We start from the raw sequence: 18,794 nt of genomic DNA, 5'->3' as shown, positions 1-18,794 counted from the left end.
AAAATTTATTTTATATTTTTTAAATACCGAAACAATTCCGAAATGAATAGTTTATAGTTTCCTAATTCTGTACTAATTGTCAATCGGTTCAGATTTTGATCTACAGCGGAAAATCCGACTTTAAATTTAGCTTTTGAATTGCTGGTTACCAACATTAAAAAAACATTTTCAATATCGTAGTAACTTAGCAAAAGATCAAATTCTGAATTTATAAATTCATTTAAGAAACCTTCTGTAATTTCTCCGTTCCAATTGATGTGTTTTTTACCAAAAGTTGGACGCGAATAGGCTTCTTTTTCCTTAAATTTTTCTTTGTAGGCAAGAACTTTTATATTTTCTAAAGCAATTCCGTGGAGCACTAACTCTTTTATTACGGCTTCTGAATATTCAAAAGTGCTCTCATCTATCAATAAACCAATTGTTTGAACGTTTTTAGTAAATACTTCGCTTTTTTCATTATTTAAATTAACATTTAATGATTTTTTTACAAAAAACTCCTTTATATAATTCAAAAACATAGTACTTTTACCAGATTACAAAATTAATTATTTAAGTTGCATTTAAAATGGTAAAACTAAAAAAGTATAACGGATTTTTAAAACTTTTTGTTATATTCTTAACACTTTTTTCAATCTCTTCTTGTGGTACGAAAAACTACAATCTAACGAAAATTGAAGGAAAACAACTTCCAGTTACTGAAAAGACTGGCGAAACTACTGAAATTGAAAATTTTATTAAACCTTATCGCGATCACATTAATAAGGATTTGGATAATGTATTGGCGTATTGCCCTGAAACTCTTGACAAAAGCACAGGAAAGTGGCAAACTGGGATTGGAAGCTTAATGGCAGATGTTTGTGTGCAAAGAGGAAACATCGTTTTTAATGCTCGCGAAAAGAAAGATATTGATGTATGCCTTCTGAATCATGGCGGTATTCGCGCTATTCTTCCTAAAGGAAATGTTACAACTAGAACAGCTTTTGAAATTATGCCGTTTGAAAACAGTTTGGTTGTGATGGCTCTAAAAGGAGATCAGCTCTTAGATATTGCTTCTTATATTATTAAAGAGAAAAAACCTCAACCGTTGTCTGGAATGACGTTTACTATTACAAAAGACAACAAAGCAAAAGATATTATGGTTCAAGGTAAACCGCTTGATCTAAACAAAACGTATTATGTTGCTACAAACGATTATTTGGCAAATGGCGGAGACAGCATGACTTTCTTTGCAAAAAGCACTCAAAAGTTTGACTTAAACTACAAACTTAGAGATGTTCTGATTGACTATTTTAAAGAGGTAGACACAGTTGTTGCTCCAAAAAATATCAGAATAACAGAAGAATAAAAGAGTTTGTCGCGACTCGAGCGATAGCGAACAGGCGAAGCAATTACACAAATTTGCACAAATTTTTAAATGATTGAAAAACCAATTCGTGTAAATTTGTGAAATTGGTGGCTAAAAAAAAAAAAAAAAAAAAAACGACATAGCGCCTCTGGCAAAAAAATATATAAAATGAAAAGAAGAGAGTTTATCGAAAAAACAGCAGCAAGTACTGCCCTACTAAGTTTAGGATTGTCTTTGAGCAGTTTTGAAAGTAACGATATTAAGCATCTAACAATTCTACATACGAATGATGTGCACAGCCACATTGACCCATTTCCTGCTGATGATCCGCGTAATCCTAATAAAGGCGGTGTTTCTCGTCGTGCAGCTTTGATTGAAACTATCCGTAAAGAAAATCCTAATGTTCTTTTGCTAGATGCTGGAGATATTTTTCAAGGAACACCATACTTTAATTATTATGGGGGTGAATTGGAATTTAAACTCATGAGCATGATGAAATATGATGCTTCAACAATTGGAAACCACGATTTTGACAATGGTCTTGACGGTTTATATGCACAGCTTCCGCACGCGACTTTTGACTTTATCAATTCTAACTACGATTTTAAAAATACGGTTATGGACGGACATGTTAAACCGTACAAAATCTTTAACAAAAACGGAATTAAAGTTGGTGTTTTTGGTGTTGGAATTGAACTTCAAGGTTTAGTAGACAAAAAATTATACTTAGAAACGGTTTATAATAATCCTGTTGAAGTTGCTCAGGATATGACAAAACTTTTAAAACAAGAACAAAAATGCGATTTAGTAATTTGTCTTTCACACTTAGGCTACAAATACAAAGATGAGCCAACTAAAATAAGTGATTTGACATTTGCTGCACAAACTCAGGATATAGATCTTATTATTGGAGGCCATACTCACACCTTCTTAGACAAACCTACTGTTGTAAAAAATAAAGCTGGAAAAGATGTCTTAGTAAATCAAGTAGGATGCTACGGAATCAATTTAGGCCGTATCGATTTCTATTTTGACAAAGATAAAGCTCATACCAATCAAAGCGCCACTATTGTAGTGTAGTCTTTTTTTGAATTCTAGCTTTTTCTAAAAAGTATTCTACCATAAAGAAATAAGCTAGAATTTGAGTTGTATCTCGTATTAGGACTAGAACGACCGAATACGAGAAATATTCATTAAAAATATAAAAGATATCAGAGAAGATGTAGCTTATTGCCATGAGCGACATCAATAAAGCGATATGCGTTCCTTTTGTGATGTAGCTTACGAAGCAGAAATAGCTTAATATACTCAGAACAATTCCGTATACAGTGTAAATCCAAATAAATTTTCTCATACTGTCAAGCTGCAGACTCAAAACAGAAATCAATAAATACACTATAAAAACAACTACAATAGAAATTGGCAAAATATCTCGTTTAGTTAGTTTTATCCGTTCATGTTCCCTAATAAATAAGGTAACAATTAAGCTATAGACCACCAGAAAGCAAAGCACTCCTCCTAGTTCGGAACTTTCTACATCCATCAAATCATAAACTTGTCCAACAAAACAAAAGAGAAAAATGACACCTTCTGTTTTTTTTATTTCGAACTCACTGCTAATTAAATAATAAATAAAAATAGCAGGAAGAACAATCGCTTTTGAGTATGTCGCAAAAACTTCTTGCTGAGTCCAATCAAAAATAATTGTACACAACAAGGCAAAAAAGAACAAAATTAATGACGGTTTATTAAGCTTCATTCAGTTTGTTTATAAAATCTTCTTCTGATAATATAGGGATGTTCAGTTTTGTTGCTTTTTCCAGTTTTGCTGGCCCCATATTATCTCCTGCCACTACAAAATCTGTTTTTGCAGAAATTGAGCTTCCTACCTTTCCTCCATTATCTTCGATGGTTTTCTTTAGCTCGTCTCTAGAAAATTGACTAAAAACGCCAGAAACCACAAAAGTTTTTCCAACAAATTTATCAGTAGCATTTGGGTTTATTTTTTCTTCAATTTCAAATTGAATTCCATAACTTTTTAAACGTTCAATAATTTTTCGGTTTTCTTCATTTTCGAAGAATTCGACAACGCTTTTAGCTATTCTTTCTCCGATTTCATCAACCAAGACTAGATCCATTAGAGAGGCTTGAGCCAATGCATCGATATTTTTATAATGTTTCGCTAGTTTTTTAGCTACAGTTTCCCCAACATAACGGATTCCAAGCGCAAACAATACGCTCTCAAATGGAATTTCTTTTGATTTCTGAACACCATTTACCAAATTTTCTGCTGATTTCTGAGCCATTCTTTCTAGATGGAGAATATTCTCAACTTTCAATTCATACAAATCTGCATAATTATGCACCATACCATTTTTAAATAACAATGCAACCGTTTCGCCTCCAAGGCCTTCAATATCCATTGCTTTTCTTGAAATATAATGCTGCACTCTTCCGATAATCTGCGGAGGACATCCGTAGAAATTAGGACAATAATGGTTCGCTTCACCAACATTTCGAACCAATTCTGTATGGCATTCTGGACAATACGCAATATAATGGGTTGGTTCTGAATTTTCAGGACGTTTTTCTAAATCTACTGCAATGATTTTTGGAATGATTTCTCCTCCTTTTTCAACAAAAACAGTATCGTTTATTCTGATGTCTAATTTTTCTATCTGATCAGCATTATGAAGAGAAGCTCTTTTTACAATTGTTCCTGCAAGCTGTACAGGCTCCAAATTCGCCACTGGTGTTATAGCTCCCGTTCTTCCGACTTGATACGAAATTGATTTTAATACAGTTGAAACTTGTTCTGATTTGAATTTGTAAGCAATTGCCCAACGTGGTGATTTTGCTGTATAACCTAATTCTTCCTGATGCTGAATACTATTGACCTTTATCACAACTCCATCCGTTTCATAAGGTAAATTATGGCGGTGAGTATCCCAATGATCAATAAAGTCAAAAACCTCATCCATACTGTTGACTAGTTTTGCTTCCATAGGCACTTTAAAACCCCAGCTTCTAGCCAGTTCCAATCCTTCATATTGAGTCTTGAATGGCAAATTATTCCCTGTTACAAAATAAAGAAGACACTCCAGCGGACGTTTGGCAACCTCAGCGCTGTCTTGCAATTTCAAACTTCCTGAAGCTGTGTTTCTTGGATTTGAATAAGGTGTTTCACCAATCTCTATTAATTCCTGATTCATCTTTTCAAAACCAGCAAATGGCAGAATTATTTCGCCTCGAATATCAAATTTATCCGGATAATTTCCTTTCAAACGCAAAGGAACCGATTTTATAGTTTTTATATTGGTTGTTACCTCATCTCCTTGAAAACCGTCTCCACGTGTTAAAGCTTGGACTAATTTTCCATTTTCATACGTAATGCTTATTGAAGCTCCATCGTACTTTAATTCACAGGTATACTGCAATTGTACGTTTCCTAAAACTCTCTGAATGCGGTTTTCCCAATCTAAAAGATCTTCTTTAGAATACGAATTGTCTAAAGAGTACATTCTGTATTGATGTGCAATTGTTTTAAAATTTTTGGTAACGGCTCCTCCAACTCGCTGCGTTGGTGAATTTTCGTCAAAAAACTCTGGATGTTTATTTTCTAAATCCTGAAGTTCTTTCAGCTTAATATCAAATTCATAATCTGAAATTGTGGCATTGTCTAACGCATAATAATTATAGTTATGCTGATTAAGTTCATTTCGTAATGCTTGAATAGTCTCTTGAATGCTCATAAATTGTAAAATATTGCAGATTATTGTGATGAAAAACTGAATATCAAAATTAGAATTTATTTTTGTTCCTATGCAGAAAAAATAAAAGTTTTAGAAATCAAAAATCAGACTGCAAATTCATGCAGTCTGATTTTCTCCTTGTCCATTATTCTTAAAAAAGAATTAAAAAAAACCAACTTCCAAATGGTTTCGACGTTTTATATTTTTAACTGAAAACCAATATCTTGCAGAGAAAATATAAAATTATTTTTGAATAATGATAAAGTCTGAACGTCTATTTAAGAGATGCTCTTCTTCAGAACATTTTACACCATTTTTACATTTATTAATTAAACGGGTTTCTCCGTATCCAATAGCACTTTCAATTCTAGAAGCATCTATGCCTTGCGAAAGAATATAATCTCGCGTTGATTTTGCTCTATTGTCTGAAAGTTTCAAATTGTACGAATCTTTTCCGCGAGAATCGGTATGAGATTCAATCTTGATTCTGATGTTTGGGAATTTCTGCATGATGAACACAACCTTAGATAATTCTTCAATTGCTTTTGGTGTAATGTTATACTTGTCGTAGTCAAAATAAATTGGATTTACATCTACTTTTTCTACTCCTTGTTTTTTAACAACCAAATCATCATAATTGCTCAATTCAAAATTTACATCTTTTATTTCGTCTCCATTTTGATCGGTGGTTTCGACAGTTTTGTCATCGCTGCTGTAATTTGGTTTCGCAGCAATCATTTTGATTACTTTGTTGCAAGGAACTTCTATAGCATATTTCCCATCAAAATTTGTTTTGGTTTCGCCTAAAACTTCGCTAAAAGAGTTGTACGCCATTATAGTCACATCTGTCAAAGGCTTTTTCGTTTTACGATCTATTGCCATTCCAGAAATGCTTTGGTTGCAAACTGGTTTTCCTTTTACGAAAGAATAAATGTCATCATCTCCTTTTCCTCCTTCTCTATTTGAAGAAAAATAACCATAAGCATCTGTTTTGTCAATGATAAAAGAAAAATCGTCTTTGTTGCTATTGATGGGCGCTCCAAGGTTTTTTGGTACTGAAAAAGTTCCATCTGCCTGAAGCTTGCTTTCATAAACATCTAAATCTCCCCAGCCGTAATGTCCATCAGAAGAAAAATATAAAACTCCGTTTTGAAAGAATGGAAACACCTCATTCCCAATAGTATTAATATTAGGGCCGAGATTCTGAGGCGAACTCATTGTGCCGTCTGCCGCAATTTTTACCATGTACAAATCGGTTTCTCCTTGTCCGCCTGGCATGTCTGAGGCAAAGAAAAGCAATTTTCCATCTTCGCTTAACGATGGATGTCCTACAGAATAATCGTCACTGTCAAAAAATACTTTTTCTGGATTTTCTAATTTATTGTTGACGATGGATCCTTTTACAATCTGAAAATTATTTACTCTAGCCTCGTCAACTACCAATTTGTTTTTCTTTACAATATTGGTCGAATAATAAATCGTTTTTCCCTGATTGTCAAAACTTGCGGTTGCTTCGTGATATTTAGTCATTACATTCGGAAGAAAAACCGTTTCGTTGAATAAACTTCCATCTGCCGGATTTCTTTCTGCGATATACAGATTTAGAAAAGGCTGATTGTTCCAAGTATACAATTTCTCACTAAACTTTGTCGTATCGCGAGCCGACGTAAATACTATGTTATCTTTGAAAAATGTTGCTCCAAAATCTGATTTACTGGTATTGATATCCAAGTTTTTAATCGTATAAAGAGGTTTTGCCTTTGCAACGCTGTCCATGTATTTCTTTTGGGCAACATATCGGTTAATTTCTGCTTTATCACCTTTTTTATTCAGATATTCTTTTGTGATTTTATCTGCTTCATCATAATCCATAACCGCTTTCATGGATTGGATGTAACGCAAATAGTAAATATCAGTCAGATTATTTCCCTGCACTTCATATAATTTTTTGTACCATTTTAGTGCATTTCTAGAATCAGAAATAAAATAATAGGAATCTGCCGCATTCTTCAAAGTCTGCGCTGATGGATCTTTTATGTTTTGCAAACATTCTTCGTAAGCTTTGGAAGCATCCACATAAGAAAAGCTTCTAAACAAAGCATCAGCTTTCTTTAAGTTAGTTTTTTGAGCGAAACTAAACGTAACGCTCAAAATTAAACATAGGATATATAGTTTTCTCATAAGTTTTGTTTTTAGAAGAATCGAGGAGATTTAATTTTACTTTGTTTTTGCACAAATTGATAACGCAAGATGAATTCGTGAGAACCATCGTTGTATTTGTTCAATTCGCTTACAGTGTAATCAAAAGAATATCCGAGAAAGAAACTTGGTGAAATTTGAAAACCTGCCAGTATAGCTATCGAATCATCTGTTCGATACGCTCCTCCTATAACAAACTTTTCTTGAATCATGAAATTTGCTGATATATCTGCAGTGATGGGAGCCCCGCTTACTGCTTTCACTAAAAATGCTGGTTTAAATTTCAAATTTGGATTCAAATCAAAAACATAACCTCCCATTAAATAGTAATGCATACGATCATAATCAATAGATTCGCGAACATCGTCATAGTAATCATTCTGAATAAAACTCGGAATAGAAAATCCTACATACCACTTTTCTGTATAATAGTAAATCCCTGCTCCTACTGCTAATTTCATCTGATTGTTAATGTTCTGATTTAACAAAACATCATCATCATCGTAATATCTCCCTTTAGACCAGTCGATGTTTAACATCCTAGTACCTGCTTTAACACCAAACGCCAATCTTTGTTCGTAGCCAAGAGGTATTGAATAAGAGAAATTTCCATCCAGATACAGCTCATTTGAAGGCCCAATTTTATCATTTACAACGCTTAAACCTACTCCTAGTTTTTCATTTCTAAGTGGAGAATGAACTGAAAAAGATTGTGTTTCTGGAGCGCCTGGCATTCCTACCCATTGCGAACGATATAAAAGTGCTGCCTCTATGGTTCCGGTAGATCCAGCATACGCTGGATTTACCGCCATAGTGTTATACATATACTGCGTATATTCGGGATCTTGTTGTGCCGAAGCGCAAACCGTAATAAAAGAACATATTAAAATGAAATATGTTTCTAATGATTTTATATATAGTTTCATAACGATACTTATTTAGTTTAATTAATTAGATGATTAATAGAAGTGGGTTATCTCATGATAGACAACCAGCCTTTTTTAACCGTTCCATCTCCAATGGTTATCACATAAAAATAAGTACCTGTTGGCAGCATATCTCCTCTATTAACTACACCAGAAACATTTGCTGTTCCGTTCCAATCATTTTCATAATGTGCTTTACTATACACTAACGCTCCGTATCTGTTAAATACTCTCAGCTCGTTGTTCGGATAAGACTCAATACAGTCTATTCTGAACAAATCATTTTTACCATCATTATTTGGAGTAAACTCATTGTAAACCGTCAAACAAATTGGTTCTAATGTAACTGAAGCTGAATTGTTTGAAGCATCAACATCTAAAGGAGTTGAAGTTTCTACAGTTGCTACACTTGTATAATTACCGTTTGGCAATACTTCTGCAACAATTGTTAATACTACACTCTGACCTGCATTTAGCGTTGGTATTGTCCAAAGCTGCGTCGCTGGATCATATGTTCCTGATGTTGCAGATGAACTAACTAATTGCAAACCGCTAGGAAGTAAATCACTTACAATAGTATTTATGAAATCACCTTCTCCCACATTGTTTACTGTAATAGTAAAGGTTACTTGATCACCAAAATTTGGAGTTGGATTATCAACTGTATGAGTAATCGTTAGATCTGAACAACTTGCTACAGTAACATTTAAAGTCTTCATTGTTCTTTCGTCACAATTGTTAATATAAGCTACGGTTACAGTTCCTGGTCCAATGTCTGACCAAGAAACGGTTACAGATCCATCGTTTGTACCTCCACCTGAGATAATAGTACCTCCGTTAATAGTCCATACATAATTAGATTTACCATTTGCAATTGAATACGTTACACCTTTGAATACACATGGAGTATCGTCTGTAGAAGTAAGTTGAACTGCAGCATCATTTTCAAATGCAATGGTAATTCCTAATCTTGGTCCGTTATCGCAGCTATTAAATGTATTGGCTAATGATCCTGCATAGTAAGTCGTTGCGGTAAGCGGAGTATTATTTGCTAATGGTGCTCCGCCAGTTGCAGAAGCATACCAAACCACATTTGGTTCGTTTACCAAAATATTAGCTAATGTTGGCAAAGCAGACAAACAGAATGTCTGTGTGGTTCTTGGTGTTGTAATCACACTTGGTGAATTTACATTTACCGTAACAGCTAATCTTGTTGGATTTTCACAACCTATAGCGCTTGAAACCGCTCCATAATAAGTACCTGTCGCAAGAGCTGTTGTTGGTGGAATTGCAGTTCCTCCCGCAGCTGTGCTATACCAAACCACATTTGCTTCGTTTACTTGAATATTTGCCACCGTAGGCGAATTTAAAGTACAGAAGTTTTGAGTTGTATTAGCTGTAGTTGGCGTAGGGCTCGGATCTACTACTGTTACCGTTACCTGAAGACGAGTTGAGCTTTCACAACCTGCTGGATCAACAATACTTCCAAAATATACTCCAGAAGTAAGCGCTGTTCCTGCAGGAATAGCAGTTCCTCCAGTTGAAGCTGTAAACCATGTTACATTGCTTTCATTTACTTGAATATTTGCAATAGTTGGTGCATTAGCAGAACAGAAAGTCTGTGCTGCATTGTTTGTTGTTGGATTTATTGTATTACCAACCGTTACAGCGACTTGCAATCTCACGCTACTTTCGCATCCTGTTGCTGGATCTTTAATTGCTCCAAAGTAAGTAGCTGTTGTTAATGCAGCTGTCGAAGCTAAAGCAGTTCCACCAGTTTGAGTTGTGTACCAAACTACATTGCTTTCATTCACTTGAATATTAGCAACTGTCGGATTTGTTGCTGTACAGAAAGTTTGTGCTGCAGCATTTGTTGTTGGTGTAGCTGGATCTGTTACATTAATAACAACTGTCAATCTTAAATTGCTCTCGCAACCTGTTGCCGGATCTCTTAATGCTGCATAATATGTACCACTTGTTAAAGTCGTAGTAGACGCTATAACATTTCCTCCATTCAGTGCATCATACCAAACAATGTTAGTCTGATTGAATTGGACGCTTGCAAATGTTGGAGCATTTACTGTGCAGAAATTTTGTGTTCCTGCTGTTACTAAAGTTGGTGTTCCTGGATCACTTACAATTACGTCAACTGTTAATCTTGAGGCGCTTTCGCAACCTGTTCCAGCATCTGTCAAAGCAGCATAATAGGTACCACTTGTTAAAGCTGTTGTCGGCGCTATAACATTTCCTCCTGTCAGAGCATCATACCAAACAATATTAGTCTGGTTGAATTGAACACTCGCAAATGTAGGAGCATTTACTGCACAGAAGTTTTGCGTTCCTGCCGTGACTAAAGTCGGTGTTCCCGGATCGTTTACAATCACATCAACCGTCAATCTTAAAGCGCTCTCACAGCCTGTTGTTGGATCTGAGATTGCTGCAAAATATTGGCCTGTTGCTAAAGCTGTTGCTGATGGAATCAATGTTCCGCCTGTCAAGGCATCGTACCAAACAACATTGGCTGGATTAGTCTGAATACTAGCAAATGTTGGAAGGTCTTCTTTACAGAAATTTTGTGTTCCTGCTGTCACTAAAGTCGGTGTTCCCGGATCGCTTACAATTACATCAACCGTTAATCTTGTCGTGCTTTCGCAGCCTGTCGCTGGATCTGAAATTGCTGCAAAATACTGTCCTGTTGTTAAAGCTGTTGTAGATGGAATCAATGTTCCGCCTGTTAGAGCCGTATACCAAACAATATTCGCTTGATTAAATTGAACGCTCGCAAAAGTAGGCGCATTCACTAAACAGAAGTTTTGTGTTCCTGCGGTTACTAAAGTCGGTGTTCCCGGATCGCTTACAATTACATCAACTGTCAGTCTTGCGGCGCTTTCGCAGCCTGTCGCTGGATCTGAAATTGCTGCAAAATATTGCCCTGTTGTTAGAGCTGTTGTTGGAGCAATTACTGTTCCGCCTGTTAAAGCCGTGTACCAAACAATGTTTGTTTCATTAGTTTGGATGCTTGTGAATGTCGGAGCATTAGCCAAACAGAAGTTTTGTGTTCCTACTGTTACCAAAGTCGGTGTTCCAGGATCGTTTACAATTACATCAACTGTCAGTCTTGCAGCACTTTCGCAGCCAGTCGCTGGATCTGAAATTGCTGCAAAATATTGGCCTGTTGTTAAAGCTGTTGTTGGAGCAATTACTGTTCCGCCTGTTAAAGCCGTGTACCAAACAATGTTAGTTTCATTAGTTTGGATGCTTGCAAATGTCGGAGCATTAGCCAAACAGAAATTTTGTGTTCCTGCTGTTACTAAAGTTGGAGTTCCCGGATCGCTTACAATCACATCAACCGTTAATCTTGAAGCGCTCTCACAGCCTGTCGTAGGATCTGAGATTGCGGCAAAATATTGTCCTGTTGTCAAAGCTGTAGTAGATGGAATCAGCGTTCCGCCCGTTATGGCTGTATACCAAACTATGTTGGTTTCATTTGTCTGAATGCTTGCAAATGTCGGCGCATTTGCCAAACAGAAGTTTTGCACTCCCGCAGTCACCAATGTTGGAGTTCCAGGATCGCTTACAATCACATCAACTGTCAATCTTGCAGCGCTTTCGCAGCCTGTTGTCGGATCTGAGATTGCTGCAAAATATTGCCCTGTTGTTAGAGCCGTAGTAGATGGAATCAATGTCCCGCCTGTTAAAGCCGTGTACCAAACAATGTTAGTTTCATTAGTTTGGATGCTTGCGAATGTCGGAGCATTAGCCAAACAGAAGTTTTGTGTTCCTGCTGTTACCAAAGTCGGTGTTCCAGGATCGTTTACAATTACATCAACTGTCAGTCTTGCAGCGCTTTCGCAGCCTGTCGCTGGATCTGAAATTGCTGCAAAATATTGGCCTGTTGTTAAAGCTGTTGTAGATGGAATCAATGTTCCTCCGTTTAAAGCCGTATACCAAACAATATTGGTTTCATTAGTTTGGATGCTTGCGAATGTCGGAGCATTAGCCAAACAGAAATTTTGTGTTCCTGCAGTCACTAATGTTGGAGTTCCCGGATCGCTTACAATTACATCAACCGTTAATCTTGCAGCGCTTTCGCAGCCTGTAGCTGGGTCTGAAATTGCTGCAAAATACTGTCCTGTTGTTAAAGCTGTTGTAGATGGAATCAATGTGCCGCCTGTTAGAGCCGTATACCAAACAACGTTAGTTGGATTTGTCTGAATGCTTGCAAATGTTGGAGCATTAGCCAAACAGAAGTTCTGTGTTCCTGCCGTTACTAATGTTGGAGTTCCAGGATCGTTTACATTTACCGTTACTGCCAATCTTACCGAACTCTCACAGCCTGTAAGCGCATCTGTAACAGCTCCGTAGTAAATCCTGCTTACCAATAGATCTGCTAGAGCAAATGCTGTTCCGCCTGTAGCGGCATCATACCAAACCACATTGCTTTCATTTACTTGAATATTTGCAACTGTTGATGCAGAAGACAAACAGAAATTCTGAGTACTGTTTGTAGTTGTTGGCGTATTTGGATCACTAACAATAATTACCGCGTCTTGCAATGTTCCTGCTAAATTTTCACAGGTATTCGTACTTGCAACAGCTACATAATATGTTATCGGACTTACTGCTTTTGTTAAACCAGTAGCGGTTAATACACCAGCAGCATCTATTGCATAAGTAACTCCTGCTATCACAGATCCATTTGTAATTGGCTGTGTTTTATTAGCATCTAAGTACCAAGTGAATACTGGACTAGTTAATGTTGGCGCCGATGGAGTTAAGGATGCTGGAACACCATTACAAATTGTCACGTCATCAACCAAAATATCATTTACTGTTGAAGGAGGTAAAATTGTGAATGTAATTTGTTTTCTGTCCGCTGCTGCGGTTTCACAAAATTCATCTGAACTCACTCCAACAAAATAAGTATAAGTTCCCGGAGCCAATCCGTTTACTACCAACTGTGCAGTCGTTTCACCTGGAATTAACTGACTAGTCGTTCCATCAAAACGATACCAATGGTAAACAGGATTTGTTAAAACTGGCGTTCCGCTTAAGCTTGTTGCTAAAGTTACAGTTCCAGAAGCAGAACAAACTGAAGTTGCTGTTCCTCCGTTTAAAGTAATATCTGTTAAAGCGTTTACTGGAGCAGAAGCTTTCACTTCTACAGTAACTTCTCCTCTTGCGTAATTTTCACAACCATAACGTACTGGCTGAACGTAATATCTGTAGATTCCTGCAGTTAAGTTATCTGGCAACGTAAAGGTTGGTCCGCTTGCAACTAAGTTTCCTCCTGTTTCTGCGTCGTACCATCGATAAGTTGAGCAAGCCACTTCAGGAATTTGGAGCGTAATATCGGATCCTGGACAGACCGTAATTTTATTCTGTGGATCTGTACCAATGACAGTTGTATTGGCTGTTCTTTGTACAGTATGAACTCTCAAGAAATCTAATACACCTGCAACACCTCCTAAACGAATTCTTACTCTATCGTAAATTTCTGTTGGAGAAGATACTAAAACCATTGCCAAAGAATTTCCTGGCAATAATTTTATACTTAATAATGTACTTGTATTTTGAATTGGAGCACCAACTGCCACATTTCCTAAATAACGTTGAATTGAAAACCCTGTAAGTGCATTAACACTTAAAAGAGTTCCTGGTTTCGAAACCACAATTCTTAATGTATCACTAAGAACAGAAGGCGTTTTAAATTGCACGGTCAAATCTGCAGCTGCCAAAACTCCTGCCCCGCTATACATTGTTGCGAAAGTAGTTACATCATTGTCAGCAATATTCCAAGCATCACTTACTCCTACCAAAGCAGTTGCCGCTCCGATTCCTAAATCTGTTGCACCATAAAAAACATCCTGAATATCTCCTGAAGTACAAGTTACTGCTGTAACTGGTTTATTATAATGAGCATCAAATACTTTTGTATTTTGAGCAACACTTAAAAGTGAAGCTGATTGAATACGAATACCATCATAATCTTGTGGTCCAGATGCATCTGAAGGAACAAAGGTAAATTCATACGTGTTATCTCCTGAAAGCAAATTTAACAATGACCCAGAAACAGGCTGCATTGCTCCTATAGGAGTTCCTCCAATAGTTCCTACTACTGATAAATTCTGGCCAACAGCCAATAAACTATATTCAGAACCTAATTTAACCGTTACTGGAGTACCTTTAGCAATAGGAGCTGACCAAGTTAAATTCTGCCATGTTGTCCCAACACCCAAAAGCCCTAATCCTGTTGTAATGGTTGAGAATGTTTGAGGATTTCCGTCAACAGCATTCGCACCGTTTGAAACACCTCCAGTGATTATGGAACCTTGAGATTGTGCAGAAGCATAAACTCGTTCTGTTAAGTTTTGACAGCTTGTAAGATCAATTACATTGATTATTTTAGTTGCGGTTGTAGTACAAATTCCGTCACTTGCAACAGCTGTATAAGTATAAACCCCTGGAATATTTAATGGGCCAGTTGTAAATGGAGGCCCAGCAATTGGATTTCCTTGTGGATTAAACCATGTAATTGTTCCCGAAGAAACTGCATTTAACGGAACATCTGTTCCTACGTTTACAGATTCTTGTGGAGTAGTTACTGTCAAGCTTGGTAATGCATTAATTGTTACCGTTACAGATTGTCTAGCTGAAGGACAAGTACTTGTTGCACTTTGCGCTTCTATAGAATAAACTCCGCTTACTGTAATATTTGCAGCTGCATCGGCAGTTATAACATTATTTGAAGGATCATAAAAAGTATAAGTAGTGGCTCCTGTCGAATCAAAATTAGTGATTGCATTTACCAAATTAGCGCTTCCACAAGCTTGCAGTGGAGTCGTGATAACTGTTAAAGGTGTTGTTGAAGGAAAATTAATTGTCACTTGTTTTAAATCTCCGTTCACGTTTTCACAAGTACCACCATTTAATGCAGAGATATAGTAATTATAAGGAGCCCCAGTGGCATTTAAACCGCTTAATGAAAGAACTCCAGTTAGAGCGTCTTTCGCAAATGTTACTCCCGCAATTATACTTCCATCTACAATTTCCGTAGTTTTATTTTGATCTGTATAATATTTAAACTGAACACCAGCTATAGCTGAAGACGGAGCTAAGACAGCTGTTCCTGCACAAGTAGCTTCAACAGGACTTGTAATAACAATATCCGTTGCAGTTGGAATTGGTAAAACATTAACTGTAACTGCTTGACGCAAGCTGTTAACACAAGTCCCACGAGTCGTTTCTAAGTAATATGTAGTATTAGCTGTTAAAGCGGCTGTAGGAGCTACAGCTACAATATTTCCGCCAGTTGGAGCATCATACCATACATAAGTTTCTCCTCCTGATGAATTTGCAGATAAATTAGCTGTTTGCCCAGCACAAATTGGTGTTGATGCTCCAGTAATTGTAGCATTTGGATATCTATAAGCTGCTTGGTAAATATATAAATTACTTAATAAAGTTGCAGTACCTCCCAATCGCACTTCTATACGATCAAACGGTGCTGTTGCAGTAAAACTAGCTTTAAATTTATTTCCAAATAATAATTGAATGCTTAACAATCCGCCATTTACCGCTGTTCTGTCATTATTATAAGTGGCGCCATTATAAGTTGCAAGAGTAACATTAGATAATGCCCCTATATCTAAAAGCCCTCCTGGAACTTCTAAATCGACATCGATGATATCTCCTGCCAAACCTGGAGTTGCAAAAATTAATTGCTGTTGCAGATATGCGCCCACACCAACTGGCACACTAAGCTGTGAAAAAGTTGTGATATCGCCATCAACAGCTAGATTTGGATTAGTGGGTGCACATAAGACGCATAATATACCATCATTTGATGATGTTTGAGAGCTAGCTTGCAAACATGTGCTTGCACTAGCTATTACAGTAACCGTTACAGCACCTCTTGCAGTATTAGCACAATCAGTAGCTATACTAGAAGCCTCTACATAATAAGTTTGATTACTTGTTAATATTGGAGTCGTAAAGGAAGTAACATTACTAGCCACTAGATTTCCATTTGTTGCCGCATCAAACCAATTGTATCTTACTCCAGCAACTGGATTTGCAATAGTCAATGTAGCACTTTGACCAGACTGAATAATTACATTAGATGATGTAAAAGTTGGTGTTGCAGGTATTGGACTTACAGTCAAATTTACTGCTGTGCGTGTTGGCGTTGTACATGCACCAATAGCAGCTTCTACAAAATAAGATGTATTGACAGTTAATACAGGAGTCGTAAAAGAATTACCTGTAAATAGTAAAGTTCCGCCTGTGGCAGCATCGTACCAATTATATGTAGTACCAGCAACAGGTGCTTGGACAGTTAAAGTCGTAGTCTGACCACTACAAATAGTTGTAGGCGATGCAGTAACAGTAGGCAATACAGGATTATCAATTAATACTTGAACTGGATTTCTTTCGCTATTTACACAGCCATTTCTTGTAACCTCAACGTAATAAGTCGTTGGCGCTGTTAAAGCTGGAGTTGTAAATGCAGCTGTAGAAGCTAATGAAGCTCCTCCTGTGGCAGTACTATACCAATTTACAGTTTCTCCTACTGCTAATGCTGCTGTCAAAGTCGTGCTTGATCCGCTGCAAATAGTTGTATCTCCAGTTATAGTAGGTGCTTTGTATCTATATGCAACCTGATAAATATCTACGCTTGTCAAAACTGTTGCTAGACCTCCTAGTCGAATCTCTACCCGATCAAAATTGGCTCCCGCTATAACGCTTGCTCTAAATCTATTGCCACTTAATAATTGCAAAGTAATAAGAGGATTATTTATAGCAACTCGATCATTATTATAAGTTAATCCATTATATGTTGCTAAACTAACTGCGCTTAATAACTGTACGTCAGCTAAACCTCCTGGCAATTCTAATTCAACGTCAACAATATCTCCAGCTTTTCCCGGATTATTAAATTGTAATGTCTGCTGAATATAGCCATTCACCAATCCAACTGGAACAGTTAATCGAGTTGCAGTTGCCGTATTTCCATCTACAGAAAAATTCGGATTTGCAGAACTACATAATAAACACAAACCGTTTTGAGCAATCTGCTGACTTCCTGCTTCAAGACAGCCCATTAGTGAAGCTGGCTGAACTGTTACAGTAACCGGTACTCTAGTTGCACTTACACAATTTCCATTTGGACTTTGCGCTTCAACATAATAGGTTTTCGTAGCTGTTAAAATTGGCGTTGTAAAAGTAGCTGTATTTGTCGCAACTGCTGTTCCGCCAGTAGCCGTTTCATACCAATTTAATTGTGCTCCAACTTCTGAAGTTGTGGCATTTAAAGTTGCATTCTGACCAGATTGAATTGTTACACTTTGTGTCAAGACCGTAGGTGTGGCTGGAACTGCTGTAGAAACAACATTAACTTGAGTACGAGTCGGGCTAACACAACTTCCTATAGAACCTTCCACAAAAAATGGAGTAGTTCCTAAAGGAACAGTTGGCGAATAAGTTGTACCTGTTGCTAATGCGGTGCCTCCATTTGAAGCAGCATACCAAGAATAAGTTGTTCCTGGAACAGCATTTACGACTGACAAAGTAGTCTGTTGTGTAGATCCTGTAGAACAAACGGTAAGTCCTGTGTTACTAATTGCAGGTGCAACTGGATTAGAAACATTTAAAACCACTGGCACACGAACATTTCCTTCGCAACCTGCAGCTCTAGTTATTCCTATATAATATGTCGTATTTGATGTTAAGGCAGGTGTTGTATATGTATTTCCCACTGCTAAAGCAGTAGTAGAAAATTCGGAATTATACCACGTTAGAGTGGTACCTGCTGCTGGTGTAGCCGTAAGAGTTATGGGAGCTCCAGCACAAACAGTCTGTGTTAAACCACCTGAGACAGTTGGCTGCGCAAATTCCAGTCTAACATCGTAAACTCTTAAGCTTGTTAGAAGAGCTAACAAACCTCCTCCAACTTGAATTTGAATTTGGTTGGTATCACCCGTAATAGGAAATTTTGCAACGGCAACAGTATTGCCGCTTAACAAACTCAAATTCAAAAGCGGACTATTTAAAGCCACACTTGAACCTACATTGGTTCCAGAATTTTTAGCCTGAACTGTTGCATTTGATAACAAACTTAAATCAAGCAATCCGTTGCCAGTACCAATGTATATTGCAACTTGATCACCAGCTCGGGCCGTTTGGTTTAAAGTCATTGTTTCTTCTGCAAAACACCCAGCTACTGCGACACCATTTGATAAGGTCGCATAAGTGGATAAGCCATCGCTATCAAAAGCATTGGCGGGACTATTAACATCAACTCCTAAACACAAAAGCCCTCCTCCCGCACTATTTGTCTGAGACACAGGTCTACAAATAGTCTGAGAGAATGCATTAGTGCATATCAAGAATAAAGTTAAAAGTCCTAATAATCTCATTTGAGGAATGAGATTACAAAAAGTAAATTTTTTTTTCATAATTTGGAAGATTAGAAAATGGACAATAAAACACCTCTCGCAGTAAGTGCAAGCACCTACGCAATTAAACAATCAATTAAAAATCAAACAGTTAAAACAAAATACAGCAACTCAT

General features: G+C 37.0%; 8 protein-coding genes. 2 read left to right on the top strand and 6 right to left on the bottom strand.

What is annotated here, in order from left to right:
* Positions 1-5: 5 nt before the first annotated feature.
* A complete protein-coding gene (locus tag GR162_RS13645; RefSeq protein ID WP_160782629.1) occupies positions 6-518 on the bottom strand; it encodes a hypothetical protein in 513 nt (170 codons plus the stop codon).
* Positions 519-565: 47 nt separating this feature from the next.
* On the opposite strand from GR162_RS13645, the gene GR162_RS13640 reads away from it, so the two are divergent.
* Both GR162_RS13640 and GR162_RS13635 read left to right on the top strand, forming a co-directional pair.
* Complete coding sequence (locus GR162_RS13640) at positions 566-1,345, top strand: 5'-nucleotidase C-terminal domain-containing protein (protein WP_160782628.1); 780 nt, start codon at positions 566-568, stop codon at positions 1,343-1,345.
* A 168-nt stretch (positions 1,346-1,513) separates the two neighbouring features.
* Positions 1,514-2,425 (top strand): bifunctional UDP-sugar hydrolase/5'-nucleotidase, encoded by a 912-nt coding sequence (locus GR162_RS13635; protein ID WP_160782627.1) that lies wholly within the window; start codon positions 1,514-1,516, stop codon positions 2,423-2,425.
* Here GR162_RS13635 and GR162_RS13630 read toward each other — a convergent pair.
* From GR162_RS13630 to GR162_RS13610, 5 genes are all read right to left on the bottom strand, one after another.
* A complete protein-coding gene (locus tag GR162_RS13630) occupies positions 2,412-3,104 on the bottom strand; it encodes a hypothetical protein (protein ID WP_160782626.1) in 693 nt (230 codons plus the stop codon). The genes GR162_RS13635 and GR162_RS13630 overlap by 14 nt on opposite strands.
* Positions 3,094-5,097, bottom strand: coding sequence for an NAD-dependent DNA ligase LigA (gene ligA, locus GR162_RS13625; RefSeq protein WP_160782625.1), 2,004 nt, complete (start codon positions 5,095-5,097; stop codon positions 3,094-3,096). Before ligA ends, GR162_RS13630 begins: the two co-directional genes overlap by 11 nt.
* 243 nt (positions 5,098-5,340) lie before the next feature.
* A complete protein-coding gene (locus GR162_RS13620) occupies positions 5,341-7,278 on the bottom strand; it encodes an OmpA family protein (RefSeq protein ID WP_160782624.1) in 1,938 nt (645 codons plus the stop codon).
* Positions 7,279-7,289: 11 nt separating this feature from the next.
* Complete coding sequence (locus GR162_RS13615; protein WP_160782623.1) at positions 7,290-8,222, bottom strand: type IX secretion system membrane protein PorP/SprF; 933 nt, start codon at positions 8,220-8,222, stop codon at positions 7,290-7,292.
* A 47-nt stretch (positions 8,223-8,269) separates the two neighbouring features.
* The gene (locus tag GR162_RS13610) at positions 8,270-18,679 is read right to left on the bottom strand and encodes a gliding motility-associated C-terminal domain-containing protein (RefSeq protein WP_160782622.1); all 10,410 of its coding nucleotides are present in this window, start codon (positions 18,677-18,679) and stop codon (positions 8,270-8,272) included.
* Positions 18,680-18,794 lie beyond the last annotated feature (115 nt).

It is taken from the genome of Flavobacterium sp. HBTb2-11-1, from assembly GCF_009826975.1.
In the GTDB taxonomy this organism is placed as follows: domain Bacteria; phylum Bacteroidota; class Bacteroidia; order Flavobacteriales; family Flavobacteriaceae; genus Flavobacterium.
The sequence above is the reverse complement of the archived record's forward strand: the minus strand, read 5'-3'. Positions and strand labels throughout refer to the sequence as shown.

What these genes read in the sequence shown, in the direction of transcription:
- GR162_RS13645 (WP_160782629.1), bottom strand. Translation starts at nt 518, where the DNA reads ATGTTTTTGAATTATATAAAGGAGTTTTTTGTAAAAAAATCATTAAAT.
- GR162_RS13640 (WP_160782628.1), top strand. Translation starts at nt 566, where the DNA reads ATGGTAAAACTAAAAAAGTATAACGGATTTTTAAAACTTTTTGTTATA.
- GR162_RS13635 (WP_160782627.1), top strand. Translation starts at nt 1,514, where the DNA reads ATGAAAAGAAGAGAGTTTATCGAAAAAACAGCAGCAAGTACTGCCCTA.
- GR162_RS13630 (WP_160782626.1), bottom strand. Translation starts at nt 3,104, where the DNA reads ATGAAGCTTAATAAACCGTCATTAATTTTGTTCTTTTTTGCCTTGTTG.
- ligA (WP_160782625.1), bottom strand. Translation starts at nt 5,097, where the DNA reads ATGAGCATTCAAGAGACTATTCAAGCATTACGAAATGAACTTAATCAG.
- GR162_RS13620 (WP_160782624.1), bottom strand. Translation starts at nt 7,278, where the DNA reads ATGAGAAAACTATATATCCTATGTTTAATTTTGAGCGTTACGTTTAGT.
- GR162_RS13615 (WP_160782623.1), bottom strand. Translation starts at nt 8,222, where the DNA reads ATGAAACTATATATAAAATCATTAGAAACATATTTCATTTTAATATGT.
- GR162_RS13610 (WP_160782622.1), bottom strand. Translation starts at nt 18,679, where the DNA reads ATGAAAAAAAAATTTACTTTTTGTAATCTCATTCCTCAAATGAGATTA.